Origin of the sequence: Ewingella americana ATCC 33852 (assembly GCF_000735345.1) — a bacterium.
GTDB lineage: Bacteria > Pseudomonadota > Gammaproteobacteria > Enterobacterales > Enterobacteriaceae > Ewingella > Ewingella americana.
The window spans coordinates 68,061-93,600 of sequence record NZ_JMPJ01000075.1 but is presented as its reverse complement, the minus strand read 5'-3'; the positions used below and the strand labels follow the sequence as shown (position 1 = coordinate 93,600).

The window sequence follows — 25,540 nt, the reverse complement described above, 5'->3', positions numbered from 1 at the left end:
TAAAACCCATTGCTTTGGCTGCCGTAATTTCATTTTCCTCGACTGACTCCAGCGCGCCGCGAAAGACTTCTGAGATATAAGCACCACCAATAATGCCTAAACTTAGGTTCATGGCGACCAACGGCGGGCTGCTCAAACCAAAACTCGGTAAGCCGAAATAAATTAAGAATAGCAGGACTAATACCGGCACGGCGCGAATAAGGAAAACCAGAAAATCAAGAATATAACCGACTCGGCGGCCAGTGAGTCGCCGCAACGCGGCGACTACCAGTCCCGAAATAAAGGCCGTAATAAAGCAGGTGAGCGTGATATAGAAGGTATAAACCACGCCGTGCAATAGCAGACCAGTAATATCGAAAAGTTCTTTAGCGAACATGGATTATGACTTCAACCATTTATCCATAATGGCAGCCAGCTTCTTCGGACCCAATTGCTTAAGGTAAGCGTTGAAGTCGTCACGAATTGGCGAACCCTGTTGGAATGCGAAGCCCAGATGGTCAACGCCTTTAAACGAGTAGCTAATCGCCAGAGGCATTTTCTGGTGGAAGCGGTAGTTGTCATAAACTGGCTCTTCGATAAACGCCAAGTCCAGATTACCGTTTTTCAGGTCAGTCACGGCTTCGTTATAAGAAGGATATAACTTCACGTCAGCAACTTTATAATAGCCTTTTGGCTCAAGGTCGCTTTTGATTAAGTCTGTGTAAGCCATACCGCGTGGGTAGCCGATGCTGTATTTTTTCAGCTGTGACAGGTCAGTGATCGTCAGTTTCTTAGATGCCAGGCTGACCAAGTTAAAGGAGTTCTCATAATAAGAGTCAGAGAAATCCATCACCTTTTTACGTTTATCAGTAATAGAAATCCCAGAGAAGGCAACATCAGCCTGCTTGCTGGCAACGGCGCCTAACATACCATCCCAGTCATACTCTTTAGTTTCAATTTTACAGCCGCGTGCTTTGCAATAATCTGTGAAGATTTCCAGATCAACGCCCTGCAATTTACCATTCTGATCTTTAAACAGCATAGGTGGCGAGTTTGGAGAAATGGCAACAGTAAGTGTTTTACCTTTAACCACATCTGCCGCATAGGTACCTGTTGTTGTAAAAGCTAACAAAGAAGCAAGAACGATCTTTTTAAGATGTTTCATATTAATCCTATAGAAGATTATTTAATGAGGGTGGCCATGAGATTTAAATAGTTAATCTCGGCGATGAGGATACTGCTCGCATTATTAAAGATCGTCAACATCGCCAAATTCAATTTCAGCCATTAATGGCCTATTTAAAAATCAATAATTTGCTTTTAAATAGTGGTTTATGCCGCCAATTTGCAAGTCATGGCATAAAGAATAGGGAGGAGTGAGTTTTTGCGAGAGTTATAGCTCAAGATAAGAGGCATTCTTGATGGGAATGTAATATTTTATTAATTACGCATATTTACAGGGGGTTATTATTTTTAGCAAGGAAGCGTTGGAACTAAATTCGTTATTTTTCCACGCCCCAAACTTGTACTTTATTTAATACAAGCTGGAAGCTTATCCATAGCTTTAATATGGAGATCTTTTTTGGTACTAAAATGGTTATACAATAAAATCAGGCCACGGAGCAATACCACAGAATAAGTATAGGAAGAGTGATAAATGCAATTATCGATGCTGTCTCGGCGAGCAGCCAATAACGCGTTTGAAAGCTTTACCAAAGGCGCTTTCAGATTCATAGCCAAGAGAAGTGGCAATGCGCGCAATAGAATCTGCCGAATTTTTTAAACGATCGCAGGCCAGCAGCATCCGCCAGTGGGTCAGGTACTCAATGGGCGCGCTGCCTACGGTATCCTTAAAATGCTTGGCAAAAGCCGAGCGAGACATGCCGACGTGCGCGGCCAGGCTCTCTAAAGTCCAGCGCTGCTCTGGGTTATTGTGCATACAAGCCAGTGCGGCACTTAACTGCTTGTCAGCTAAAGCAAAAAGCCAGCCGACGCCGCTATTTTTGGCCTCGTGCAAATGCAGTCGCAGGGCTTGGATCAGCATCATATAAGCTAACTGCTGGGCAATCAGGCTGCCGCCCGGCTGGGGTTCGCGCACCTCCTGCGCCATACGCTCCAGTGACCAGCGCATGGCCGCTTTGTCCGCCTCTTGCTGAATATGCACCACGGGCGGCAAGGAGCCAAGCAGCAGACCGGCGTGATGCCCGGTCAGCACAAAGTGGCCACCCACCAGAAAACACTGCTCTTCGCCGCCACCCAGCACGCCTTGGCCAAAAAGCCGCGCCTCGCGCAGAATCATGAAGTCTACCGGCGCGGCTTGCAGGTCGGTGGCAATAACAAAAGAGGGCCCCGGCGGCAGAAGGTAACAGTCTCCCGCATTGAGCTTTATCGGCCCCTCAACCCCCTCAACTGACAGCCAGCAATGCCCCGACACCACGGCATAACACTTAATTCCGGCATGCTCAGGCCATTGAATGGCCATCTCGCGCCCCATCGCCACGCCACCCGAGGCATAGCTCTGCGGCTTGAGCAAAGCGAGCAGTTCTGACAAAGGATCCATTTTGAGCCTCACAAGGTTGGACGATTAGACGAAAAATAACGACTTTCCAGCATAGATCGTGCAGCAAGCAGAATCTAGAGTAAAGGCCACGGGACGCTGAAGTCCTGACCAACCAGAGGCGAATTCACCATGCGTATTTTTCTCACCGGCGCGACCGGTTTTATCGGCACCGCCGTCACTCGCGAACTTATCGCCGCGGGCCACCAAGTGCTGGGCTTAACCCGCAGCGAGCGGGGCGCACAGATCCTTACAGCTATGGGTGCCGACGCCCATTTCGGCGACATTAATGATTTAGAGAGCCTGCGCCGCGGCGCAAGTCAGGCTGACGGTGTGATCCACACCGCCTTCAATCACGACTTCTCGACGTTTTTAGCCAATTGTGAAAGTGACCTTCACGTGATTGAAGCGCTGGGCCGCGAACTGGCTGGCTCATCTCGCCCGCTGATTATCACTTCTGGCGTGGCGCTTGGCGCACTTGAACCGAACACCCTAGCCTGCGAGGACAACTTCAACCCGGATCATCCTAACCCGCGCAAAGCCTCCGAGCTGGGTGGCATTAAGGCCGCCGAGCACGGCGCTAGTGTCTCAGTGGTGCGTTTGTCGCAGGTTCATGACCCTATCAAGCAGGGTTTGATCACGCCGCTGGTCGAGCTGGCTTTGCAAAAAGGCGTCTCGGCTTACGTGGATGAAGGGGCGAACTGCTGGTCCGCGGTGCATATCAGCGATGCGGCGCGGCTCTATGTGCTGGCGCTGGAGAAAAACGCCGCCAATAGCCGTTACAACGCCGTGGCCGAACCTGCTATCCCGATGAAAACCATCGCCGAGACGCTGGGCAGAGTGCTGAATTTGCCGGTAAAACGCCTGACGGCGCACCAAGCCGCCGAGCATTTCGGCTGGATGAATATCTTCATTACCCACGATATGTCGGCCTCCAGCGACCTCACCCAGCAGCGTTTGAGCTGGAAACCGACGGGTCCGTCACTGATTAGCGACTTGGAGCAAATGCCAATCAAATAACCTTGTCGGCGGCTCCCGCGGCGGGAGTCGCTGCTCGCGTGGCGAGGAAAATCAGCGGAACCGCAATCAGGTAAATCGCCACCACCGACAGCCAGACAGCGCCCGGCCAGTGGTGCTGCACGGCAAAATAGAATGTTGAGAAAAAGAGTGGCGCGACAATAGACGCCAAACTCACCGCCGACATTAATACCCCCTGAAATTGCCCCTGCCGGTCGGCGTCCACTTGCCGCGTTGCTAGCGCCTGAAGGGCAGGTGTGCCCATACTGCCCAGTGCAAACAGCGGCATAATGGCGAACACCATCCAGCCTTGTTGAACAAAGGCCAACGCAACCAGTGCAAGACAGGAACAGCCAATTCCCACCAGTGTCGCGCCGCGCTCACCGAAAAACTTCGCGGCGGGGCCGGGTATAAACGTCTGTACCAGCGTTTGGCACAGGCCAAAGGCACCAAGAGATAACCCTATCCACAAGCCGTTCCATTGGAAAGCGTCGTGTCCCCACAGCGCCCAGCAGATGCCGTAAGCCTCGCCGGTGGCGCTGAGAATAAAGAAAGTCATGACAATCGGCATCAGACCTTTCATCGAGAAAACCCAGCGCAGCGGCCGCAACGGGTTTATCAGCGCGAAGTTAATTTTACCCGCGCTGGCTTTGCGCGACTCAGGCAAAACCCATAGCGCCAGCAGCAAGTTCGCGCCATTAAGCGCCGCAGCGGCAATAAACGGCAGATGTACATTGATATCACCCAATACTCCACCGAGAACCGGGCCGACAATAAAACCCAGCCCAAACATGGCGTTAAACAGCCCAAATCGTCTGGCACGGGTTTCTGGCGGCGAGATATCCGTGATGTAGGCCATCGCCACTGAGACATTGGCACTGGTCATCCCGGCAATGGCTCGACCAATCAACAGCCAAATCAGCGAGGAGGAGAATGCCAGCAGCAAGTAGTTCAGCGCCGCACCGGCGAGGGAGAGCAGCAGTACCGGCCTGCGCCCAAGCCGATCGCTCAATGCCCCCAGCACCGGCGCGAAGAAAAACTGCATCGCGGCGTAAAGCGCGGTCAGGATGCCAATATAAAAGGCAACATTGTCACTATGAGTGACCTGTTTAAGCAGCGAGGGCAGGATAGGGAAAATCAGGCCGATGCCGACGGCATCAAGCGCAATTGCAGCATAAATAACGATAAGTGATTTGTTCATAACGCGTTCCTGTCGACATTCAGATTCAGCCTTCATAAATCTGAATCCATTGACCTGCCTGACCGAGAGTCAGACCTTTAGAACGCTGGCCGAGGAGTGCGTTTGAGCACCCTCGACGTATGTGTCGGCACCGAAGCGCCGATTTTTCGCGAGAAAAGAGTTATAGCATAGCTCGGCGCGGGTGGACAATTCTCTGCCATCGCGCACACCCAGAATTAAGATTTTCCACACCCGCTCACCTGCGGGTAATTGCGGCACACCAGCATCAATTTGCCTTTTGGCTCGAAGCCTTTATCCAGCATACATTGCTGAATGCCAGCAGCCTTGCGCAGCGTTGGCACATAGGGGACTGAGCCTAAAGGGTGCGGATATCCGCATTGATACATCACGGACTCGGCCAGCTTGTCATTCTCAGCCTCCTCGGAGAAATGCTTCGACGCCCCGGCTTTGCGCCACGTGATGAAAGAAGACTTCACCTCGGCATAATCGGGTCTCATTGGGTGGAAGCCTCTGTCAGCCACAAAAGGCAGCGCGTCGAGCTGGTTCTGGCTGAGAGGTTTTCCCTGCTCCTGCTCACGGCAGGCTTGGGTATCGTGGTAAACGCGGACACTACAAATTTTGAATTCATCCTTGCGGGTAAACCCTTGATTTTCCATGCACTGATAATAAAGCACTGACTCATTATCGGTCTTGGGAATATCGGAACCAGGAAGTTTCACGCCACATTGCCCCATCGCAACGCGTACGCCGTCAATATCCGTATTCGGGCGCTGCCACTGGGTCAGGTCGGGTGGCGGCGGGCATCCTGTTAGCAAGAATACGGACGCGGTCAGCAGAGGTAAGGTCAACAAAGTTGATTTACGGAACATTGAAATTCCTTATTTATTATTGTTTAAACTGCGTCCTCATACTGCCCGTATTCCCGTTCTGCAACAATCTTGTTCTCCGAAGAAGTTTCTATGAAATAAAAATTTAACCTCACCCGGATTGACTGTCACTCTAAACGTAATATTATAAGTTACATGAAAAGAGACAGTAAATTATCCGGCATCCTGCACGTGTTGCTGCACATGGCCGAACAGACTACGCCCGTCACCTCAGAGTTACTGGCACAAATGATGAGCACCCACCCGGTGGTTATCCGCCGCACCATGGCGGGGCTGCGCGAACGCGGCTATGTCAGCTCGGTGAAAGGGCACGGCGGCGGCTGGACTTTAACCTGCGACCTCAACCAAATCACCTTGGCGGAAATCTGGCGCGCGGTGGGTGAGCCCGCGCTTATCGCCTTAACCCATCGCCACGAATCTCCCGGCTGTCTGGTCGAGCAGGTGGTCAATCAGGCATTAGATACTGCCAGCCGCGAGGCCGAAGCTTTATTAATCGCCCGGCTGGGTGAAGTCACGCTGGCCGAGCTTTCCAAAGATTTTCATCAGCACTTTTCTGCGCACCGGTCAGCCGCGCATCGGTCAGCCGCACACGCCTGCCAACCCGAGGATCCCGCATGAACAACACCAATGACATCTTCAACAGTGAATTCTCACGCCAGTATGATGCCTACAACGAAAGCCTGAATGAGATTGCCAACAACCTGCATATGTTGATTGCCGTGTTGCTGCGTGACCTGCCGAAGCAGGCGAGAATTCTCTGCGTGGGAGTAGGGACGGGTTCTGAAATCCCCCGGCTCGCCAAGCAGCATACGGATTGGCACTTCACCGGCGTCGATCCTTCTCCCGATATGCTGGCAGTCTGCCAAGAGAAGTTGCAGCGCGAGGGGCTGAGTGACAGATGCACTCTGATCGAAGGATATCTGGGCGACGTGCCGGTGACCGGCGACTATGACGTTGCGCTGTGCCTGCTGGTAACCCACTTTATTCAGGACGCCGAGCGTTTGGGTATTTACCAGCAAATGAATAATCAACTTGCGGCGGGCGGGCGAATGATCTGCGCCGAAATCGCCGGAGACATGGCTTCCGCAGGCTTTGACGCGCAGCTTATCAGCTGGGCAGCCATGCACTCTGTTGCCAGTAAAACCGAGCGCGACCCTCAGGAGATCAAAGCCATGCTTAGCCAGCGGCTGCTGTTGCTGGCCCCTGAGCAGACCGAGCGCCTTATCCAGCAATCAGGTTTTGAACTGCCGCAGCGCTTCTTCCAATCCTTGCTGATCCACGGCTGGATGGCGAAGAAACCCCAGAGATAGCATTTTTCGTCAAACGCCGACTGTGAACGAACATTCTCAAAACTTGAACAGGCGTCCAGCTTTTGGCATGATGCTTGCCCCACCGAGTTTTGATACGGGTATTTCGTGGTTTATCTCTGTAAACAGGACAGGCAGGCCGCCATATTGCAGGCCGCCGCTCGCATTGCATTGGATGAAGGGTTATCTGCTACCACCGTCAGGCGCGTTGCCTGTGAGGCACGCACGGCGGTGGGCCAGGTCCATCACCACTTCTCCAGCGCGGCTTCACTGCGGGCCAAAGCCTACGCGCTGGTGATGCGCGAGCTGCAATGGGATCTGGAAGCCACCAGCTGTCACCTGCCTGCGCTGGAGCGGCTACAGCTCTATCTGATTGATGCCAAGCATGAACGGTATTTGCAGGCTATTCGCCTGTGGCGCGAGGCGATGCTGCTAAGTGAGCAAGATGACCTCATGAAAGACGCCTTTGCCGGTTCGCTCTACGATTGGCATCGGCTGGTGACCAATGTCATAGATTCCGGACTACAAAGCGGGCAGTTCAAGGCGACGGATGAGGCACAAGACATCGCCTGGCGGCTGATTGGTTTAGCCAGCAGCTTCGACGGCATGTCGCGCCTCGAGTCGCTGGGTTTAACGCGGGAAAAAGTGGCTTACAACTTAAACCGCGCGATTGAAAAAGAGTTGTTTTTTACCTGCTAGCACCCATTGATTGATGACAATTAAAGAGTCGATTTCCGGCAATAAAGCTTGGGATCCGCGATAAACATCAGGACAGTTCGGAGCGCAATTTGTACAACAACGAAAAACCTGATTTCCACGACCAGCTGATCAAAGAGCTGCTGTACTGGATTGAAGTGAATCTGAATGACCGTCTGACCATGGAGAGGGCTTCGAAGAAAACGGGCTACTCGCCGTGGTATCTGCAACGTCTGTTCAAAAGTAAAACGGGCTATGCCTTGGGGAAATATATCCGCGATCGCCGTTTGACCATGGCGGCGATTGCTTTGCGGCTGACCAATATGCCGATTCTGGATATTTCGCTCTATTACTCGTATGACTCGCAACAGACTTTTACTCGCTCTTTTAAGAAGAACTTTGCCGAGACGCCGGCGGTGTTTCGCCGCAATACCGAGTGGAATATGGGCGGCATTACTGCGCCGCTGCTGATCGACGAATTCCCTGCACCAAGCTATGAGATTATTGAGCTGCCGGAGATGTCGTTTGTGGGTAAAACCCAGCGCCATAGCTATCCGATTGAAGCTTTATTCAATCCGAAAAACCACGTGCACCGCGACGCCATGCATCAATATATCAAAGATCCGTCCTGCCTCGACCGTGCGGCTTGGGGTTTGGCAGATTGCCGGGCAAGTGATGAAGTGGAGTCGGTGATGGGCATGGACATGCTCTACACCGTGGCGCGTGAGCTGGGCGAAGAGAGTCGTGAGGGAGACTGCGACGAGCTGGTGGAACAGGTGGTGATCCCCGCCGGGCGCTACTTAAAATTCGACTATACCTACGAGCTGGATCGCCTCAACGATTACATTCTGTATATGTATTCGGTGTTTTTACCGACGCAAGATTTGCAGTTCCGCCTCGGCCACGATCTGGAAAAATACACCCGGACCGCCAGCGAAAACGGCGTGACCTGCGAATATTACATCCCCATCGCCTAGTTCCTATCCTGTCAAACCGCTTTCAGCAGGGGCCGTCACCGGCCCCGCTGACGCTCGCGGTATTCGCGCGGCGAACAGAGCATCACCCGCTTAAACGCATTACTAAACGCACTGTCCGAATCATAGCCCAGCGACTGCGCCACGGCGGAAACCGTCAGATTGCCGACGGCCAGACGCCGACTGGCCAGTTGCATGCGCCAGCGCAGTAAATACTCTAATGGCCCAAAGCCGACTTTTTGTTTGAAATTCAAGGCGAAGGTCGAGCGAGACACCCCGGCGACCTCGGCCAACTGCTGCACGCTCCAACGCTTTTCCGGTTCGGCATGCATAGCTTCAAGCGCGGCATTCACCCGCGGGTCGGACAGGGCAAACAGCCAGCCTGCCGGGCTGTCTTGCTCAATGCCCAGATACTGGCGCAGCACCTGAATCAGCATGATATTGCCTAACTGCTGGACCATCATCGCGCCGCCGGGCGAGGGGTTGGACACCTCTTGTACCAGCAGCTCCAGTGCCCAGCGCAGCACCGGCGCGGAATCGGTATTGGCATTGACTACCGCCACCGAGGGCAAGCTGTCGAGCAACAGGCGAGCCTCCTGACCGTAGTTAAAACGCCCGCCAATCATAAAGAAATCCGTCTCGGTGCCGTATTGCAGCATGCCTTTGACCGATTGGCGAAACAGCGCCACGGCATCCTCGGTTTTCATGCCTATGGCGCTGGTCAGCGTAAAGGCGCGTGGGCGGGTGAGAATGAAACAGTCGCCCGGCTGTAAATGAATGGGCGCGGGCTCGCCGTCGACCGTTAACCAACAACTGCCTTCGACCACGGCGTTGAACTTAATATTTCCCGGCGGTGGGAGATGCATGCCCCAATCGCCGCCGGTGCGCAGCCCGACCACATAGGCTTTATCGGCATTGAGCTGGGAAAGTACGTCTGAAAGTGGGTCCATGGGTCGACTCCGCAAAGTGCCGTGATGGCGTCATAATGCACGGAAGATATCAGCTATACTCGCCGCACGGATAACCTTTTCATGGCTTATTCCTGCCAACTCTGTTCTCACACACAGGCGCACTGCATGATAGAAAAAATCTTAAGCACTATGCTGTTAGACCCTAATAACCTTTCAATTCAAACCGTTCAGACCCGCCATCGCCTCAATCTGGCTGCATTCTGGGACATCAAACCCAATCAGAGAATTCTTGAGATTGGCTGCGGGCAGGGCGACACCACCGCGGTGCTGGCAGAGCTAGTCGGCGAAGGCGGACAGGTGGTGGCGCTGGATATCGCCAGCGGCGACTATGGCAGCCCTTACACCCTCGCGCAGTCTCTCGACACGCTCACCTCCTCGCCGGTAGGCAGCCGGATCAGCGTGCATTTGGAGACAGACTTCCTGTCCGACGCCGTTGAATTTCCACCCAAGCACTTTGATAAAGTGATTATTGGCCACTCCTCGTGGTATTTCGAAAACCTCGACGTGCTGGCACGCATTGTTGAAAAAGCCCGCCGCGTCGCCAAGCAGTTCTGCTACGCCGAGTGGGATACCCGCATCACCGACGTCAGCCAGATGGCCCACCTTTACGCGGTCCACATTCAGAACCAGTACAACCTGTTCGCCCACCACGACGACTGTAATATCCGTACGCTGATCACCCACGATGACGTTGCCGCGCTGATGGCCGCGCGGGGCATTAAGCAGCAGTCGGAGCAAGTCTTTGAGCAGCACCAACTGCAAGACGGCGGTTGGGAAGTGAGCCACGTGCTGCACCATCTCCAGCAGGTGATTGCCAACAGCACAGAGCTAAACGCCAAGACCAAAGCCTTCTTCCACAGCCAAATCGCCGAGCTGAAGCACTATGCCGACCGCGGCGTCGCGCCGTTAAATGCACATGCTTCGCTGTGGGACTTGGGGGAGCTGAGTAAAGCCAATAACCAGCAAACCTTAGAAGCTATTGATGACTTAGACAATGATGTGGAAACAACGCGGGTGGACAGCATTGCTGCGCTTAAACGTGACCTAAAATGGTGACGATGCTGAAAAGTGAGTGTAGTGGTGGTTAATCAGACGATCTCGACAGTATTCGGGACGTTAATGCATTCCTAGTCTGAGCCATATCCAGCATGATGAGTTGTCGGCTAACCGATGACCCCGGGGTTGTCTAACGATTCAACCACATTGGAACTGACTCTATGACCACGCAACAACAACCACTGCATTCTGGATTCGACAAAAATTCTACTGCCAGCGAGGTGCTGGGTTCGCGCGACCTGACCGGCGTGAATGTGATTGTCACCGGCGGTTATTCCGGTATTGGGCTAGAAACGGTGCGCGTTCTGGCCGAAGCCGGGGCGCAGGTCCGGGTGCCTACCCGTGATGAGGAAAAGGCTAAAGAAGCGCTGAAAGGCATTCCAAATGTTGAAACTGACTTCTTAGACCTGATGGACCCCGCGTCGATTGACGCCTTTGCCGAGCGTTTCTTAGCCACGGGCCGCCCGCTGCATATCCTGATCAACAGCGCGGGCGTCATGGCATCGCCGCTGCATCGCGACGCACGGGGCAACGAGTGGCAGTTTTCCACCAACCATCTCGGCCACTATAAACTCACAGCGCGCCTGCTGCCCGCGTTGAAAAAGGCTGACGGCGCGCGCGTGGTCTGCGTCTCTTCGCGCGGCCATCGTTTTGCCGGTATCGATTTTGCTGATCCAAACTTCAATCAGCGCCCGTATGACAAATGGCTGGCTTACGGCCAATCGAAAAGCGCCAACGCACTCTTTGCCTTGCAGCTCGATAAGCTCGGCGAGGCGCATAATATCCGCGCTTTCTCTCTGCACCCGGGGGCGATTTTTACCGCGTTAACCCGTCATATGGAAAAGAGCGATTACCAACGCGTCGGCGCGCTTAATGAAAAGGGTGAAGTCAAAACCACTGAAGAGGCAGGATTCAAAACCGTGGAGCAGGGCGCTGCAACCTCGGTGTGGTGCGCGACCCATCCAAGTTTGGCGGGCAAGGGCGGCGTGTACTGTGAAGATGCAGACATTGCCCCGCTGGCCGCCGAGGACGGCGCAGAGGTAGGCGTCAGCTCGTGGGCCATCGACCCCGAAGCCGCCAAACGCCTGTGGCAGCTGAGTGAAACACTCACCGGCGTGCGCTACGTCTGGTAAAACAGGCAAAAAAATGCCGCAGACCCTTTGTGGAATGCGGCATTGTTAATTTCGTCATGACTGCTCTGCAACATTAGCCATAGGCCGCTTTATGATTGATGTGATAGAAGGTCGCGGTGGCGGCCATTACGTGTTGGTCTTCTTTGCCCGGTTTGTGCGATTCCACATTAGTAATGTGATAACCGACAGCACCGGCGTCTAACGCCTTTTTAACAAATGCGCTATTCAGCTCTTCCATAGAGGTTGCCCAAGAAACCGAGGCTACGCCGACGGCTTGCAGGGACGCTATTTCACGATGCGATAAACCTGTACGAACTAAAACAGGCGTGACCGTCTTGGGGTTGAATATGGATATGATATCATTTACTAAGTCTTTCATGGGCTTACCCCTCCTCGGGTCAAGTTCTACATCGGACAGTCAGAGAATGCCGGAAATAAACAGAGGTTGACGCTCACTCTGATTTATTCACCGGCACCGTTCCAATAAACACCCATTTTTGTTTCGATCTTTAGCTTTAATTGCTAATTAGTTGTTAAGAAAACTCCCGCCACACTTAACGTAATCTTCAAAGAAGATATTTTCAGTTGGTTACAGGTTAGGGGGAATTGAAACGGGTCTGCTGGCGGCTATTTCACCGCCGCCAGTTGGCGAACTTCAGCCTTGGGTTTTACGGCAAATTGGTTTTCCGGCTCGCGCAGACCCAGATTCTCACGCAGCGTTTCCCCTTCATACTCCGTGCGGTATAAGCCTCGCTGCTGCAAGAGTGGGATCACCTGCTCGACAAAATCGTCGAAGGCCGTTGGCGTCCCGCCGCGAACAATAAACCCGTCCGTCGCGCCGCTGGTAAACCAGTGTTCCAGACCATCAGCCACGTCGCTGGCACTGCCAATAAAGGTCGGGCGCGGGGTCGCGGCTTCCAAGGCCACCTGACGCAGCGTCAATCCGCGCGCTTTGGCATCGCGCTTGATGGAGTCCGTGGTGCTGCGGAAGCTGTTTTGGCCTAACTCACCGATGTCCGGGAAAGGCTCATCCAGCGGATGCTGGCTAAAGTCATAATGCTCGAAGTAGCGCCCTAAGTACTCCAGCGCCTTATCGGCCGTCACTAGCTGGGCCGTTTGCTGATATTTCTGTTCGGCGTCAGTGACACTGTCACCTACAATCACGCTGATGCCTTGGAAGATGCGGATGTCTTCGGCGTCGCGACCGTTTTCAACCAGCTGACGTTTGACGTCCTGATAGAATTCGCGGGCCAGCTCCGGCGTAGCCTGACGGGTATAAATCGCGTCGGCGGCCTCGGCGGCAAAGGCTTTGCCCTGCTCGGAAGCTCCGGCCTGAAACACCACCGGCTGGCCCTGCGGTGAGCGACCAACGTTGAGCGGCCCCTGCACCGAGAAATATTTCCCCTGATGGTTCAGGGTATGCAGTTTATCCGGGGCGAAGAATTGTCCTTTGGCCTTGTCGCGCACGAAAGCATCGCCTTCCCAAGAATCCCACAAGCCTTTGACCACGCTGACATATTCACTGGCGATGCGATAACGCTCGTCGTGCTCCGGGTGCTTATCACGCGAAAAGTTCTTGGCCGAGCCTTCCAGCGGCGAAGTCACCACATTCCAGCCCGCGCGACCGCCGCTGAGGTGATCCAAGCTGGCGAACTGCCGCGCCACGGTAAAAGGCTCGCTATAAGAGGTGGAGAGGGTCGCCACCAGACCAATTTTTTGCGTCACCAGCGCCAGCGCGGAAAGCAGGGTGATGGGCTCAAAACGGTTGAGGAAGTGCGGAATCGACTTCTCATTGATATACAGGCCGTCGGCGACAAACAGAAAATCAAATTTCCCCTGTTCGGCCTTTTGCGCCAGCTGCTGGCAGAACTGGATATTAATGCTGGCGTCGGCCACCGCGTCGGGGTGACGCCACGCGGACATATTCCCTGACGCGCCCTGAATGATCGCCCCCAAACGTAATTGTCTCTTGTTACTCATGACACTTTCCTCAATGTTGGGTTGATATGGTTCGAGCTAGGCCGCTTGACCGGGAAGGGCGGCCAGCAGTTGTTGAGTCCAGCGGTGCTGCGGATGGTTGAACACCCGAGTCACATCGCCACTTTCGACCACCGCGCCATCTTTCATCACCAGCACGCGGTCGGCGAGGTGGTGAATGACGCCAAGGTCGTGAGAGATAAACAGCAGCGCGGTGTGGTGCTCCGCCTGCATATCAGCCAGCAGATCCAGCACCTGCGCCTGCACTGAGACGTCGAGCGCGCTGACCGGCTCGTCGGCCACCAGCAAAGCAGGATTGGGCGCGAAAGCGCGAGCAATGGCTACCCGCTGGCGCTGCCCGCCGGAGAGTTCACGCGGGTAACGCTGAAGAAAACGCTCGCCGAGGCGCACTTCATCCAACAGCTGCAACACGCGCTGGCGGCGGGCCGCGCCGAAAATGCCCGCTGCGTCGAGACTTTCGCCAATGATTTTCTCCACCGTATAGCGCGGGTCGAAGGAGCTGAGCGGGTCCTGAGCAATCAGCTGAATGCGGCTGCGGCGCAGGCGCCGTTCGGCCTCCGCCACGTGACTCCACGGCTGCGCTTCAATCTGGATCAGGCCGCTGTCCGGCTCCGTCAGTCCCAGCACCATGCGCGCAACGGTGGTTTTGCCCGAGCCAGACTCGCCGACGATACCCAGCGTCTCTCCCGCCGAAAGCTGGAAACTGACATCGCGCACCACCTGATGCTCGCCGTAATGCTTGTTCAAATGCTGGGCCTGCAACAGCGGCTCACCGGCGGTGATTTTGCGCTGAGGAAGGGCCACCGGCGCGGGGGAAGAGAGGCGAAAGCCTTTGGTGTCGGGGGTCGGCACGGCGCGTAGCAGCTGGCGAGTCCACTCATGGACCGGAGCATTAAGCACTTGCCAGGTCGCGCCTTGCTCGACCACTTCGCCATCCTTCATCACTATCACTACGTCAGCCAGTTGGCCGACCACGGACAGGTCGTGGCTAATCAGCAGCAGCGCCTGCCCGTCGTCGCGGCGGCGCTGAAGGAGGTCGAGGATCTGCTTTTGCACCGTCATATCCAGCGCGGTGGTGGGTTCATCGGCAATCAGCAGCTCGGGTTTCCCGGCCAATGCCGTGGCGATCAGCGCGCGCTGGCGCAAGCCGCCGGAGAGCTGATGCGGATAGAGGCTCAGACGGCGCTGCGCCTCCGGCATGCCTACCGACGCCAGCAGTTGCAGGCTCTGCTTGCGCAGGTCGATTTTGCCCTCGCTTAGATGCGCCAAAATAGCGTCACCCAGCTGCTGGCCGATACGGCGCAGCGGGTCGAGGGAAACCAGCGCGTCTTGCAGCACATAGCCAATCTGTTTGCCGCGCACGCCGCGCCATTCGCGCTGGCTGGCGCGCAGCATGTCGCGGCCATCAATCATAAAACGGTCCGCCGTCAGCTCGGCTTTATCATCCTGCAAGCCAATCAGCGAGCGGGCGGTGACGGTTTTCCCCGAGCCGGACTCCCCTACCAGCGCCAGAGACTGCCCGCGCTGTAATTGCAGGTTTAACCCGCGCACCACCACTTTGCGGCCCTGCGGCGAAGGGAAGCTAACGGTCAAATTGCGGATATCAATAAAGAGTTCCTGACTCATGCTTGTCTCCCTTCAAAGCGAGCCTGCCAGTGGCGGCCGACGGTGTTGACTGCCACCACGGTGAGGGTAATGGCCACGCCGGGCCAGACGCCAATCCACCACGCGTTGCGCAGATAATTTCGCCCTTCGGCCAGCATCAGTCCCCACTCCGCGGTGGGCGGCTGCGGGCCCATGCCGAGGAAACTCAGCCCGGCGGTGCCGATGATCGCAGTGCCTAACCCCAAGGTTGCCAGCACCGGAACGTGGGCGATGGCGTGGGGCAGCACGTGCCGCCAAACCAGCGTGCGGCGAGTCAGGCCGAAGGTGCGCGCCTGCTCAACGTAGCCTGAGGACATCACCACAAATGTTTGCGCACGCACCACGCGGGCAAAGCGCGGGATCGAGGCGACGCCGAGGGCGAAGATAAGATTGGTGGTGCCGGGGCCGGTGAAGGCAATCAGCATCAGCGCCAGCAGCAGGTCGGGGAAGGCGGAAATCACATCCACCGCGCGGCTAATAAACTCATCCAGCGCGCCGCGCGCCAGCCCGGCCAACAGCCCGAGCAGGCTGCCGACGGTGACCGCCACGGCCATCGCCGCGATGCTGATTAACATCGAATAACGGCTGCCGTAGATAATACGCGTCAGCACGTCGCGCCCCAGTTGGTCGGTCCCCAGCCAGTGGGCGGCCGAAGGAGGCAACTGGGCGTTAATCGGGTCGGCGCTCAGCGGGTCATATTGGCTGATAAGGGAAGGAAACAGCACCGCCAGCAGGACGAAAATCAGGAACAGAGCTGCCACTGCTAATCCTGTTGAAGGCCAACTGCGGCGGCGCTGTAAGCTTAGAGAGAGGCTCATGCTGCGCCTCCCTGTGAAGAGGGTTGGTCGCGCAGGCGCGGGTCAATCAGCAGGTAGAGAATATCCACCAGCGTGCTCATCACCACGTAAACCAGCGCCGAGAAAATCGCCACCGCCAGCACCACCGGCAGGTCTTTGCCGAGCACGGCGTCCACCGTCACTTTGCCCAGCCCCGGTCGGCCAAACACCTGTTCGGTGATAACTGCCCCGCTGAGCAGCCCGCCAATCAGCCAGCCTGTGAGGGTGACGGCGGGCAGCGCGGCGTGGCGTAACGCGTGGCGCAGTCGAATGGTTAAATTCCCCAGTCCCCACGCCCGCAGCGTCAAGGCAAAAGGTTCGTTTAATGCGTCTTCCAGCCCACGGCGCAACACCTGCGCCACCACCGCGCCCTGAGCCAAGCCCAGCGACAGCGCCGGTAATACCAGCGCCGAAAAGTTGCGATCTCCGGCGACCGGGAACCAGCGCAGGGTAAAGCTGAAGATAAACAGCAGCACGATCCCCAGCCAGAAAGAGGGAGTCGAGGCCAGCAGCAGCTCGAAGAACCCGGCAATCCGGCGGCCAAAGCGGCGGTTAGCGGTGAGCACCGCCATCGCCACGGCGAAGGTCAGGCTGACCAGCAGCGCCGCGCCGGTCAGTTTCAAGGTCGGCCAGAGCTGCGAGAGGACCAGTGAACTGACATCAATATTGAGCAGGTAAGAGCGGCCGAAATCGCCGTGCAGCACCCGCCACAGATAGTGCAGGTATTGCAGCCACAGCGGCTGGTCTAGCCCCCATTCGGCGCGAATTGCAGCCTCAATCGCCGGGGTGCGCACCTGCTCGCCAATCAGCAGGCTGACAATATCTCCCGGCGCGAGGTAGACGCTGATAAAGGACAAACTCACCGCCGCCCACAGCACCAGAATGCCGCTGCCAATGCGGCGCAGAATTCGCCATAACAGCGGCGCGCGCCAGGTCGGCGGGCTGCGCCATCTGCGCGGCGTATCAAGTGAAGTTTCAACAGTCATCGGGCGGCTCCTTGGTTCTTTTACAGTTCAGTTCGGCGCGATTTAATGGTCGCTCAGCCAGACGTCATAGGCGTTTTCAGGCATCTGCTTGAAAGGTCTAAAGCCGACACCGTGGACATACGACGCGGCGGCAATCTGGTCTTCCGGCTCATATAACGGGATGGCGAAGGCCTGCTGCACAATGGCAAACTGCTGCAACTGGGCATAAAAACCTTTGCGTTTGTCGTTATCGAGGGTTTGCGCCGCGCCGTGCAACCACGGAGCGATTTCTGGCGCATCGGTACGGCTATAGTTGATGGCACCGCCGCCTTTCACCGGCAGATAGTGGTTTTCAATATCAATGCCGTCGGTGTCGGTGTTGGAGTTCGCAATCGAGCCAAACAGTCCGGTATTGCGCACATCGGTGTAAGTGCCGGAGTCGACATATCGAATCTTCAGTTCGATGCCCAAACGCTGGCGAGCCTGCGCCTGAAGGGCTTGCAGCAGCACATCGCGCTGGTCGCGCACCGTGGCCTGCGCCTGAATGATCTCAATGCTCAGCCTTTTGCCGTCTTTGCTGCGAAAGCCCTCGCCATCGCGAGTTTTCCAGCCGGATTCATCCAGCAGTGAGTTGGCGAGCTGCGGATTATTGCCATATTTGCCGTCGAGGCTGTTGTCATACAGCGGGTCCACCGGCGAGGTAATACCCCACACCCGCGTGCGCTCGCCGCGATAGATAGATTGCAAAATCGGCCCAATATCCAGCCCCTGCAACAGCGCCTGACGCACTTTCACTTCCTGCGTTGGGCCGTAAGTCACATTGAGGAACAAGGAGTAAGGCGTGCCGGTGTTCAGAGCGTGTTGATAGGTGAAGTCTGGGTTATCTTTGAACTCCCCCGCGTCATTACCGGAAATCCCCTCAATCACGTCCACTTGACCCGAGAGCAGCGCGCCGGTGCGCACCGAAGACTCAGGCAGGAAGCGATAAGTCACGCTGTCGAGATAGGCCGGACCTTGGTGCGAGGCATTGGCCGAGGCCCAGTTGTAGGCCGGGTTTTTCACGTATTCCACCTGCTGGCCTTTCTCATAGCGTTTGAGAATAAACGGCCCGGTGCCCGCCAAATCTGGTCCACCGGCTTTAAGCTGCGGAGAAGACCACGAGGCCGGAGAGAGCAATTTCAGCCCGGCGGCGAAAGAGAGGAAGGGCGCGTACACCTGCTTGAGGGTGATCACCACGGTGTTTTCATCCGGCGTGGTGACGCTCTCGATACGGCTGGCAATGGCGCACAGGCTAGAACCGGCGCAGTAGGCCGGGTCTTGCGCGTGGCGGAAGTTCTCCGCCACGGCGTTGGCATCAAACTTTTTACCGTCAGAGAAAGTCACGTCAGGGCGCAGGGTGAACGTGTAGGTTTTGCCGTCATCGGACAGGCTGTAGCCCTTGGCCAACCACGGAATGTAGGAGCCGTCCGGCTTGCGGGCTAGCAGAGATTCATAGGCCACGCGCAGGATAAGTTCGGCTTTCGACTGGCCGTTAAGCTGCGGGTTGAAGGTATTGGGTTCGGTTTCCACGCCCCAGGTCAGAGAGCCGCCGCTGCGCGGCTTTTGATCGGCAGCCAAGGCTGAATAACTGACAGACAGCGCCATTAACGAAAGGGCGGTTAGCCCGATAGTTGGTTTTATAAGGTTCATTGTTTTCCCAGAGATCAATAAGTTAAAACGGCATTTAGACGAAAAGCTTGGCCTCGGGCACGGTGCGCACGAACTCTTTTTGCGCCTGCGCCTCATAGAGCGAGGAGTTGAGGATTTTGCGTAAATACACCAGCTCCACCCCCAGCGGATTCACTGCCGTGTGGAAGGGCTCATAGCCGCGACGCTGATAGAGCGCCGTCAGCCAAGGGTGGCGAATGGCGGTCGCCAGATAGACGGCGGGCACTTTGAGGGTATCGCGCAGAAAAGTGTTTTCGACATGCGTCATGATCTGGCCGCCATAGCCGTGGCCTTTGGCATTCTCATCCACCGCGAACCAGTGGACAAAAGGCCAAGGCGCGTACTCTTTCTTGGTGGTCGGCGTCCATGGAAACCGCGTGGTGAGGGTCGCCGTGATGCCTTGCTCGGTTTCCAGCACATAGGTGGTTTCATTGCGGATCACTTCACGCACGTCCTCGACGCTTGCGCGAGTGATGGTGAAGTGAATGTTCAATTTCACCAGCGGCGAGTAGGCGCGTTGCAGCAGGCCATGCAGCTCGGCGGCCTCATCTTCACGGGCCAGACGGATAAGTTGACTCATTGCTAACCCCCTAAGCCAGCGCCCGGCTCTCTGCGGCGAGCAGCTCGAGCGAAGCCAAACGCGCCTGCGGCTGGGCCAGCGGCGTGTCGATGACAAACTCTTCAACGCCATAGCGCGCCTGTAGCTCTTCTAACTGATGGTGCACCTGCTCGGCGGTGCCGGTGATAATCGAGGAGACGCGCTCTTCAATCTTGTGCGAGGCGGCGGTGGATTGGCGAATGTAAGCCTCGGCCTGCGCCACGCTGCCCACGGTAACGCTCTGACCGTCGCTACCAATCACGCGGAAAGCCTGTTTGTCAGCCGCCAATTCTTCGGCTTTCGCCGCCGTCTCCGCCACAATCACTGACACCGCAAGCAGGGCGCGACGCCCCTGACTGTCATGGGTATAAGCTGAAAGGGTGCGGCCGATTTCAGTCTGGTCGCCGTTCAGATGCGCGGCAAAGACAAAGTTCCAGTTCAGGCTGGCCGCCAATCGGGCGCTCTGCTCACTGGCGCCGAGCAGGAAGCGCCCGGCACTCTGCGGCGGCAGCGGCGTGGCGAACAGGGTGTCGCCCTGAGTGTCATTCGGCTTGGCATTTAACCAGTCGTCGAGCAGGCGCAGTTGGTCAGCGAAATCTCCTTTCAAAGCGGGATCGACCGCATATTGCAGCGCGCGCGTCGAGAGCGGCAATCCGCCCGGCGCTTTACCCACGCCCAAATCCACCCGGCCCGGCGCTAGCGAGGAGAGCACGTTGAAGTTTTCCGCCACTTTGTAAGGGCTATAGTGCTGCAACATCACGCCACCTGAGCCCACGCGAATACGCTGGGTGTGGGCGAGGATCCAGGCAATCACCACTTCCGGCGACGAGATCGCCAGCTTGTCAGTGTTGTGATGCTCCGCCAGCCAGAAGCGGTGATAGCCCCAGCGCTCGGCCTTCTGCGCCAGTTCCAGCGTACGTTTCAGCGCACCGCTGGCACTTTCACCTTCATCGATTGGACTTTTTTCCAGCAGACTTAATCGGTAACCCATCTCGTTATTGTCCTTATGTTCCCTGACTCGGTATGGGTTCGATTATTAAAGGCAGGTTAGAAAGTTGTAAAACAACAATAGTTGCTATGAAGTTGCGCGAAATGAGATAGGGATGGCGAGGAAATAGAGGTAATTGCCCAAGAACTTGGTTTAAGATGCCACTTTCTGTTGTGCCGAGATAAGGATTATCATTAATGGCCACCATGCATAACCCACCGCATCCGGGGCTTCTTGTGAAAGAAACCATGGAAGAGTTAAACCTGAGTACCCGTGCTTTGGCGAAAGAGTTGGGGGTTGCGCCCTCGACGGTTCAGAGGATAGTTGCCGGGAAGTCCGATATTTCGCCTGAAATGGCCATTCGTCTCTCGGTGGTGATCGGCAGCTCCGAATATGTCTGGCTCGGCATGCAGAATGATTATGATTTGTGGCAGGCGAGGCAGATTGTGGACGTTTCACAGCTGCACCGATTGCAAACGGCATAGCGATTTAAATTGAAAGACAGCAGGGCTGCGAACCAGTCCAATAATTAGGCCCACGATGACACAACAAACCTCCAGCCAAGATTTTGACCAGCGCTTCAGCGCCTTGGTGGCGACCCTCACGCTCGCACCCAACACGCCGGACAATCAGGTTATTGACCGTATTGCCCTACATTTTCGCAAGTTGCTGAATTTCCTGACCCAAGACGCAGCGCTGACCCAGCAGGCGTTTGGCGATAGCCATAAAACCGCGCTGGTTGAGGCCATTAGCAGCCTATTGGCCGGGTGCCAACAGAGCGGACTTTTCCGTCAAGACCTGTCCTCACGCTGGGTAGCGCGCTGCTTTGTCGGCATGCTTGATCAAATGAAAGAGGAGCCGGGCGACGCGGCGGCTCGCCACCAGCAAAGTATTGGCTGTGCCAAAATCCTGTGTGAAGGGATTTGGCCGGGCGCGGCGGACGCCAGACCTTAATCAGCATAAAAAGATGACATAAAAAAAGCCCGGCGATTGCAGCAATCACCGGGCTTTTTGATAGTTAAAACCTTAGCGAGTCAATGACTTGAACTGGCGGGTGGTTTCGGTCAGTGCCACTTCGGTCGGCAGACGCTCCATTGAACTGGCGCCGTAGAAACCGTCAACCTGTGGGCAGTTCTGCATGATGAATTCTGCATCCTGTGGTGACGAAATGGGGCCGCCGTGGCACAGCACAATCACGTCTTCGCGCACAGATTTGGCTGCTTTGGCCCAGTCATTAATTAACGGCACGCAGTCTTCCAGCTTCAACGCAGTGCCCGCGCCGATATTGCCGCCGGTGGTTAAGCCCATGTGTGGCACGATGATGTCGGCACCGGCTTCGGTCATGGCGATGGAGTCCGCCGCGCTAAACACGTAAGGCGTGGTCAGCATGTCTTTCTGGTGGGCGAGGCGGATCATATCCACTTCCAGCCCATATCCCATGCCAGTCTCTTCCAAATTCGCGCGGAAGTTGCCGTCAATCAGCCCGACGGTCGGGAAATTCTGCACGCCGGCAAAGCCCAGCGCTTTCAAATCATCGAGGAATTTGTCGAACTGGCAGAAAGGGTCAGTGCCGTTCACCCCGGCCAAAACCGGCGTGTGTTTTACGACTGGGATCACTTCCTTCGCCATGTCCACCACGATTTCATTGGCGTTGCCGTAGGCCAGTAAACCCGCCAGAGAGCCGCGCCCCGCCATGCGATATCGCCCGGAGTTGTAAATCACAATCAGGTCAATGCCACCCGCTTCTTCACATTTTGCCGAAAGGCCGGTTCCCGCGCCGCCGCCAATAATAGGTTCACGGCGAGCAATCATTTCACGGAATTTTGCCAGCAGCGCCTGTCGTTCAAATTTAGCCATGATGGTTTTCCCTTAATGTTGAGCAATATCTTTAAAGAGTCGTACTGCCGTTTCTGCAAACTCTGGATCATTGATGTTGCAGTTCAGCCTAATTACACGCCGCTTCGCGGTCTGTTTTACGGTGTTTTCCAAGGTGTTAGCAAAAGCATTCAACGCATCGGGGTTCCAGAAAGGTTGCCCGACTGCATCTAGAGCGGAAAAACCGCCCTCTGGTATCAGGAAACGCACTTCGCCTTCGCAGGCGTTGAGCTTCTCCCCGATCCATTTCGCCATTTCGGCGTTCTCTTCCGGCGTGGTGCGCATCAGCGTCACCTGCGCGTTGTGTTCATAAAACTGGCGGTCGGCATATCTGGCCGGAACCGTGGAAATATGCCCGAAGTTGACCATATCCAGTGCGCCGCAGGAGCCAACGAAGGGGATCTGCGTCTGCGCCATGGCGTCGAAACGCTCCGGGCCGCAGGCCAGTACGCCGTCAAACAGCAGGTCGCACACCTCGGTCGTAGTGAGATCCAGCACGCCAGATAACAGCCCGCTGGACACCAATTTCTCCATCGCTTTACCGCCGCTGCCGGTGGCGTGAAACACCAGACAGTCAAATTCGCTCTCTAGCAACTCGCTGGCGCTATTGATGCACGGGGTGGTGACGCCAAACATGGTGAGGCCAACCGCCGGTTTGTCCTCCTGACCGTCTGGCTGGGAAAACAGCACCGCGCCGGCAATTTGGTGCGCGGCGTTAGCCAGCACTTGGCGCGAGATGCGATTTAGGCCCGCGACGTCGGTAACCGAGTACAGCAGGGCAATGTCGCTCGCGCCGATGTAGGCGGAGACATCGCCAGAGGCCATGGTCGACACCATCAGCTTCGGCACGCCAACGGGCAGAGCCTGCATGGCTGGCGTGATTAACGCCGTGCCGCCAGAACCGCCCAGCCCGAGCAGCGCCGCGACGTCAGTCCTTGAGGCCATAAAGCCTTCGAACGCCTGCGCCATGGCAGTGATTGCTTTACCGCGATCGCCACAGAAAACGGCATCGATGCCCTGAGGATGGAACGCAGCGACGGTGGCGGCGCTGATATCAGCCTGCCCGTCATGGGTTTTGTGCTTGGTTGATAAATCAACCGTCACCACCTTGGCACCGGCCGCACGGACTAACTCGGCGACAAAAGCCTGCTCCCGGCCCTTGGTATCAGTGGTGGTAGCAATATAAACACTGGCTTGTTTTGCGTTCATCAGGACATCCTTTTTTGATTAATATCCCTGCATAATGAGACGCCAGTCTCATTGGAGCAAGGTCATCATACACATTTGAGACTCGAGTCTCATAAAATTTACATTTCGGTGATTTTGCTTTTTCAGCAGGCATTTTTTGTTAAAGTTGCTTCATCAGACTCCTCGGTGGAAACCCTAATTTGACTCCTATTCATACGCCAGTCGCCCTGACCGAAGCCCAGACCCGCACCCAGCAAAAGCTGGTGGCCGCAGCCATGCGTCTGGCGGAAAGCGGGGCGTTACCGACGCTCACCGAAGTAGCGGCCAGTGCCGGATTTTCCCGCGCGACGGCGTATCGCTACTTCCCCACGCAAAGCGCGCTGGTGGCGGCGATGGTGGAAGAGAGCCTGCGCCCCATCATTGAGTGGCACCCGCAACATCCGCACGCCAGCGAGCGCATAAGCGAGTTGCTGCGTTTTGCGTACCCACGAATGCTAGAACATGAAGGCGTTTTGCGCGCGGCTTTACAGTTATCTCTGCAACAATGGTCAGAAAAACGCCGCGATCCCCATGCTCAAGAGACGCTGGTGCGCGGTAACCGCAAGAAAATTTTGAAACGCGTGGTCGAGCCGTTAGAAGGCAGGCTTTCGCCACAGGCTATCCAGCGCACCATGCACGCCTTTTCGCTGATTTACGGCTCAGAAGTGTTTATGGTGATGAAAGACATTTGGCAGGTCGGTGACGGCGACATTCAGGATCTCACCCAGTGGATGGCCAAGGCCATCTTGCGACAAGCAGAGGAAGATGCGCGCTTGGGGAGTGAGCAGGATTAACATGCCCGCGCGGAGCGGGCATTTGTGATGATTTGTGAACTTAGTTGAGCCGATAATTTAAATTCACCGTGATCTGCTCACCGCGGTATTCATAGCTGGCTTTGTGGCTTAGCGAAACCACGGGACCGGTGTAAGTGATGTACACCTGATTGTCCGCCTCTTCACGGATCCCAGAAAGCGTGCCTGTTCCCGTCAGGAAAGGGCTTACCTCAGCAAGGCTTTGGATTATGTCATTTTCAGTGCCGCTCTTTTCACTCGCCACATAGTGACGGTAGAGGGTATGAGTGGGAGCACTTTCGCTTTGGCTCTTTATCACGTACAACCACATGCGGTCGCTGACTTTAGAAGTACGCTCTAACACATCATCCGAACGACCATCCGTGCTTGAGATGCTCGTAAACAGCCCCATCAGCACAACCAAAATTCCCGCAATGACAATCCATGGCAACCATTTAGAAAATGATTTCATTAATAACTCCCTGTTATTTTGTGGTTTTAAAGGTCATATATTACCACTCACTGCGTCAGGAAATCCGCAGGTGAAAGAGTCTTTAACTGAATCAAAGATAGCTACTGGTGGGGGCGCTTGAGGGAGGAAAGCTGAGAGCCTAGCTCTCAGTTCCAAAAAACAATCAGGACGGGAAAGGAAGTTACTTCTTGCTCTGCTCGGTGAAGCGGCGGAACACTTCGAGGGTTTCATCGCTGACGTGGTGCTCAACGCCTTCGGCGTCAAGGCGGGCGGTTTCCGGGCTGATGCCTAACGCGATGAAGAAGGCTTCAACCACGTTGTGGCGCTCGCGGTTTTCGGCGGCTAATTTCTCGCCCTCTGGCGTCAGGAACGTCCCGCGATAGGGAAGTTGACGCACTAATCCGGCACTGGCTAAGCGCTTGAGGGTTTTGGCGACTGTAGGCTGAGAAACGCCTAAACGGGCGGCCAAGTCGACCTGTCTAGCTTCGCCAAACTCACGAATCAAATCCGAAATCAGTTCGACGTAATCGTCCATCAGTTCGCGGCGATGCGCTTCTCGCACTTGTAAAAAACCCTGAGCGTGCTCTTCAACATCCAGTAAAGGATTCACCTTCTTTTCATTCACAACGCTTGCCTCTTTCTTGCTCAACGGTTTTTTACC

Annotated in this window: 27 protein-coding genes and 2 pseudogenes; 11 read left to right on the top strand and 18 right to left on the bottom strand. The window is 55.8% G+C overall.

Annotated elements, in window-relative coordinates:
- The 3 genes from GEAM_RS21560 to GEAM_RS21550 form a co-directional block, all read right to left on the bottom strand.
- Nucleotides 1-376: ABC transporter permease subunit (locus GEAM_RS21560; RefSeq protein WP_034795920.1), on the bottom strand; the 376-nt coding region annotated here is incomplete at its 3' end.
- A 3-nt stretch (nt 377-379) separates the two neighbouring features.
- Nucleotides 380-1,144 (bottom strand): transporter substrate-binding domain-containing protein, encoded by a 765-nt coding sequence (locus GEAM_RS21555; RefSeq protein ID WP_034795917.1) that lies wholly within the window; start codon nt 1,142-1,144, stop codon nt 380-382.
- 498 nt (nt 1,145-1,642) lie between these two features.
- Nucleotides 1,643-2,539 carry an AraC family transcriptional regulator gene (locus GEAM_RS21550; RefSeq protein WP_034795914.1) on the bottom strand — a complete coding sequence of 299 codons (897 nt, stop codon included), beginning with the start codon at nt 2,537-2,539 and terminating at the stop codon, nt 1,643-1,645.
- Nucleotides 2,540-2,668: 129 nt separating this feature from the next.
- On the opposite strand from GEAM_RS21550, the gene GEAM_RS21545 reads away from it, so the two are divergent.
- Nucleotides 2,669-3,556, top strand: a complete 888-nt coding sequence (locus GEAM_RS21545) for an SDR family oxidoreductase (RefSeq protein WP_034795911.1) — start codon at nt 2,669-2,671, stop codon at nt 3,554-3,556.
- Here the strand turns inward: GEAM_RS21545 and GEAM_RS21540 are convergent.
- Both GEAM_RS21540 and GEAM_RS21535 read right to left on the bottom strand, forming a co-directional pair.
- Nucleotides 3,549-4,790 (bottom strand): TCR/Tet family MFS transporter, encoded by a 1,242-nt coding sequence (locus GEAM_RS21540; protein WP_072009945.1) that lies wholly within the window; start codon nt 4,788-4,790, stop codon nt 3,549-3,551. The two genes, GEAM_RS21545 and GEAM_RS21540, sit on opposite strands and share 8 nt — an antisense overlap.
- Nucleotides 4,791-4,969: 179 nt before the next feature.
- Nucleotides 4,970-5,623 carry a hypothetical protein gene (locus tag GEAM_RS21535; protein ID WP_034795906.1) on the bottom strand — a complete coding sequence of 218 codons (654 nt, stop codon included), beginning with the start codon at nt 5,621-5,623 and terminating at the stop codon, nt 4,970-4,972.
- Between the two features lie 153 nt (nt 5,624-5,776).
- On the opposite strand from GEAM_RS21535, the gene GEAM_RS21530 reads away from it, so the two are divergent.
- The 4 genes from GEAM_RS21530 (at nt 5,777) to GEAM_RS21515 (ending at nt 8,621) form a co-directional block, all read left to right on the top strand.
- A complete protein-coding gene (locus tag GEAM_RS21530; RefSeq protein WP_051899607.1) occupies nt 5,777-6,259 on the top strand; it encodes an Rrf2 family transcriptional regulator in 483 nt (160 codons plus the stop codon).
- On the top strand, nt 6,256-6,951 hold the full coding sequence (locus GEAM_RS21525) for a class I SAM-dependent methyltransferase (RefSeq protein ID WP_034795902.1): 696 nt from the start codon (nt 6,256-6,258) through the stop codon (nt 6,949-6,951). The genes GEAM_RS21530 and GEAM_RS21525 overlap by 4 nt, the downstream gene beginning before the upstream one ends.
- A gap of 105 nt (nt 6,952-7,056) precedes the next feature.
- Nucleotides 7,057-7,647, top strand: a complete 591-nt coding sequence (locus GEAM_RS21520; protein WP_034795899.1) for a TetR family transcriptional regulator — start codon at nt 7,057-7,059, stop codon at nt 7,645-7,647.
- An 89-nt stretch (nt 7,648-7,736) separates the two neighbouring features.
- Nucleotides 7,737-8,621, top strand: a complete 885-nt coding sequence (locus tag GEAM_RS21515) for a helix-turn-helix domain-containing protein (RefSeq protein ID WP_034795896.1) — start codon at nt 7,737-7,739, stop codon at nt 8,619-8,621.
- Nucleotides 8,622-8,656: 35 nt separating this feature from the next.
- Here the strand turns inward: GEAM_RS21515 and GEAM_RS21510 are convergent, their stop codons facing one another.
- A complete protein-coding gene (locus GEAM_RS21510; protein WP_034795893.1) occupies nt 8,657-9,568 on the bottom strand; it encodes an AraC family transcriptional regulator in 912 nt (303 codons plus the stop codon).
- Nucleotides 9,569-9,649: 81 nt separating this feature from the next.
- Between GEAM_RS21510 and GEAM_RS23500 the strand changes: the two are divergent.
- The 3 genes and pseudogenes from GEAM_RS23500 to GEAM_RS21500 all read left to right on the top strand — a co-directional run.
- A pseudogene (locus GEAM_RS23500) lies at nt 9,650-10,123 on the top strand (class I SAM-dependent methyltransferase); the annotation flags it as partial.
- Between the two features lie 423 nt (nt 10,124-10,546).
- Nucleotides 10,547-10,645, top strand: a pseudogene (locus GEAM_RS23495) (type II toxin-antitoxin system RelB/DinJ family antitoxin); the annotation flags it as partial.
- Nucleotides 10,646-10,806: 161 nt separating this feature from the next.
- Nucleotides 10,807-11,778 carry an oxidoreductase gene (locus GEAM_RS21500; RefSeq protein ID WP_034795891.1) on the top strand — a complete coding sequence of 324 codons (972 nt, stop codon included), beginning with the start codon at nt 10,807-10,809 and terminating at the stop codon, nt 11,776-11,778.
- Nucleotides 11,779-11,851: 73 nt separating this feature from the next.
- Here GEAM_RS21500 and GEAM_RS21495 read toward each other — a convergent pair whose 3' ends face one another.
- The 8 genes from GEAM_RS21495 to GEAM_RS21460 all read right to left on the bottom strand — a co-directional run bounded on the left by GEAM_RS21495 (nt 11,852) and on the right by GEAM_RS21460 (nt 20,517).
- Entirely contained in the window at nt 11,852-12,157 is a 306-nt protein-coding gene (locus tag GEAM_RS21495) for a YdgH/BhsA/McbA family protein (RefSeq protein ID WP_034795889.1), read from the bottom strand.
- A 248-nt stretch (nt 12,158-12,405) separates the two neighbouring features.
- Complete coding sequence (locus GEAM_RS21490) at nt 12,406-13,758, bottom strand: LLM class flavin-dependent oxidoreductase (RefSeq protein WP_034795887.1); 1,353 nt, start codon at nt 13,756-13,758, stop codon at nt 12,406-12,408.
- 36 nt (nt 13,759-13,794) lie between these two features.
- Entirely contained in the window at nt 13,795-15,402 is a 1,608-nt protein-coding gene (locus GEAM_RS21485; protein ID WP_034795885.1) for a dipeptide ABC transporter ATP-binding protein, read from the bottom strand.
- Nucleotides 15,399-16,238 carry an ABC transporter permease gene (locus GEAM_RS21480; RefSeq protein ID WP_034795883.1) on the bottom strand — a complete coding sequence of 280 codons (840 nt, stop codon included), beginning with the start codon at nt 16,236-16,238 and terminating at the stop codon, nt 15,399-15,401. Before GEAM_RS21480 ends, GEAM_RS21485 begins: the two co-directional genes overlap by 4 nt.
- Complete coding sequence (locus GEAM_RS21475; RefSeq protein WP_034795882.1) at nt 16,235-17,242, bottom strand: ABC transporter permease; 1,008 nt, start codon at nt 17,240-17,242, stop codon at nt 16,235-16,237. The genes GEAM_RS21480 and GEAM_RS21475 overlap by 4 nt, the downstream gene beginning before the upstream one ends.
- Before the next feature lie 42 nt (nt 17,243-17,284).
- Nucleotides 17,285-18,910 carry an ABC transporter substrate-binding protein gene (locus GEAM_RS21470; RefSeq protein ID WP_034795880.1) on the bottom strand — a complete coding sequence of 542 codons (1,626 nt, stop codon included), beginning with the start codon at nt 18,908-18,910 and terminating at the stop codon, nt 17,285-17,287.
- A gap of 34 nt (nt 18,911-18,944) precedes the next feature.
- Nucleotides 18,945-19,508, bottom strand: a complete 564-nt coding sequence (locus GEAM_RS21465) for a GNAT family N-acetyltransferase (protein WP_034795877.1) — start codon at nt 19,506-19,508, stop codon at nt 18,945-18,947.
- 10 nt (nt 19,509-19,518) lie between these two features.
- Nucleotides 19,519-20,517 carry an LLM class flavin-dependent oxidoreductase gene (locus GEAM_RS21460; protein WP_034795874.1) on the bottom strand — a complete coding sequence of 333 codons (999 nt, stop codon included), beginning with the start codon at nt 20,515-20,517 and terminating at the stop codon, nt 19,519-19,521.
- A gap of 194 nt (nt 20,518-20,711) precedes the next feature.
- Between GEAM_RS21460 and GEAM_RS21455 the strand changes: the two genes are divergently transcribed.
- Both GEAM_RS21455 and GEAM_RS21450 read left to right on the top strand, forming a co-directional pair.
- Nucleotides 20,712-20,999: a HigA family addiction module antitoxin gene (locus GEAM_RS21455; RefSeq protein WP_034795871.1), complete on the top strand. Its 288-nt coding sequence runs from the start codon at nt 20,712-20,714 to the stop codon at nt 20,997-20,999.
- A gap of 55 nt (nt 21,000-21,054) precedes the next feature.
- Nucleotides 21,055-21,468, top strand: a complete 414-nt coding sequence (locus GEAM_RS21450; protein WP_034795867.1) for a hypothetical protein — start codon at nt 21,055-21,057, stop codon at nt 21,466-21,468.
- Nucleotides 21,469-21,540: 72 nt separating this feature from the next.
- Here the strand turns inward: GEAM_RS21450 and GEAM_RS21445 are convergent, their stop codons facing one another.
- Both GEAM_RS21445 and GEAM_RS21440 read right to left on the bottom strand, forming a co-directional pair.
- Nucleotides 21,541-22,371: a phosphoenolpyruvate hydrolase family protein gene (locus GEAM_RS21445; protein ID WP_034795864.1), complete on the bottom strand. Its 831-nt coding sequence runs from the start codon at nt 22,369-22,371 to the stop codon at nt 21,541-21,543.
- A gap of 12 nt (nt 22,372-22,383) precedes the next feature.
- Nucleotides 22,384-23,598 carry a Tm-1-like ATP-binding domain-containing protein gene (locus tag GEAM_RS21440; protein WP_034795861.1) on the bottom strand — a complete coding sequence of 405 codons (1,215 nt, stop codon included), beginning with the start codon at nt 23,596-23,598 and terminating at the stop codon, nt 22,384-22,386.
- Nucleotides 23,599-23,777: 179 nt separating this feature from the next.
- On the opposite strand from GEAM_RS21440, the gene GEAM_RS21435 reads away from it, so the two are divergent.
- Nucleotides 23,778-24,410, top strand: a complete 633-nt coding sequence (locus GEAM_RS21435; protein WP_244956655.1) for a TetR/AcrR family transcriptional regulator — start codon at nt 23,778-23,780, stop codon at nt 24,408-24,410.
- Nucleotides 24,411-24,450: 40 nt separating this feature from the next.
- Here GEAM_RS21435 and GEAM_RS21430 read toward each other — a convergent pair whose 3' ends face one another.
- Nucleotides 24,451-24,879: a hypothetical protein gene (locus GEAM_RS21430; protein ID WP_034795858.1), complete on the bottom strand. Its 429-nt coding sequence runs from the start codon at nt 24,877-24,879 to the stop codon at nt 24,451-24,453.
- 181 nt (nt 24,880-25,060) lie between these two features.
- On the bottom strand, nt 25,061-25,504 hold the full coding sequence (gene mntR / locus GEAM_RS21425) for a manganese-binding transcriptional regulator MntR (RefSeq protein ID WP_034795953.1): 444 nt from the start codon (nt 25,502-25,504) through the stop codon (nt 25,061-25,063).
- Nucleotides 25,505-25,540: the final 36 nt, after the last annotated feature.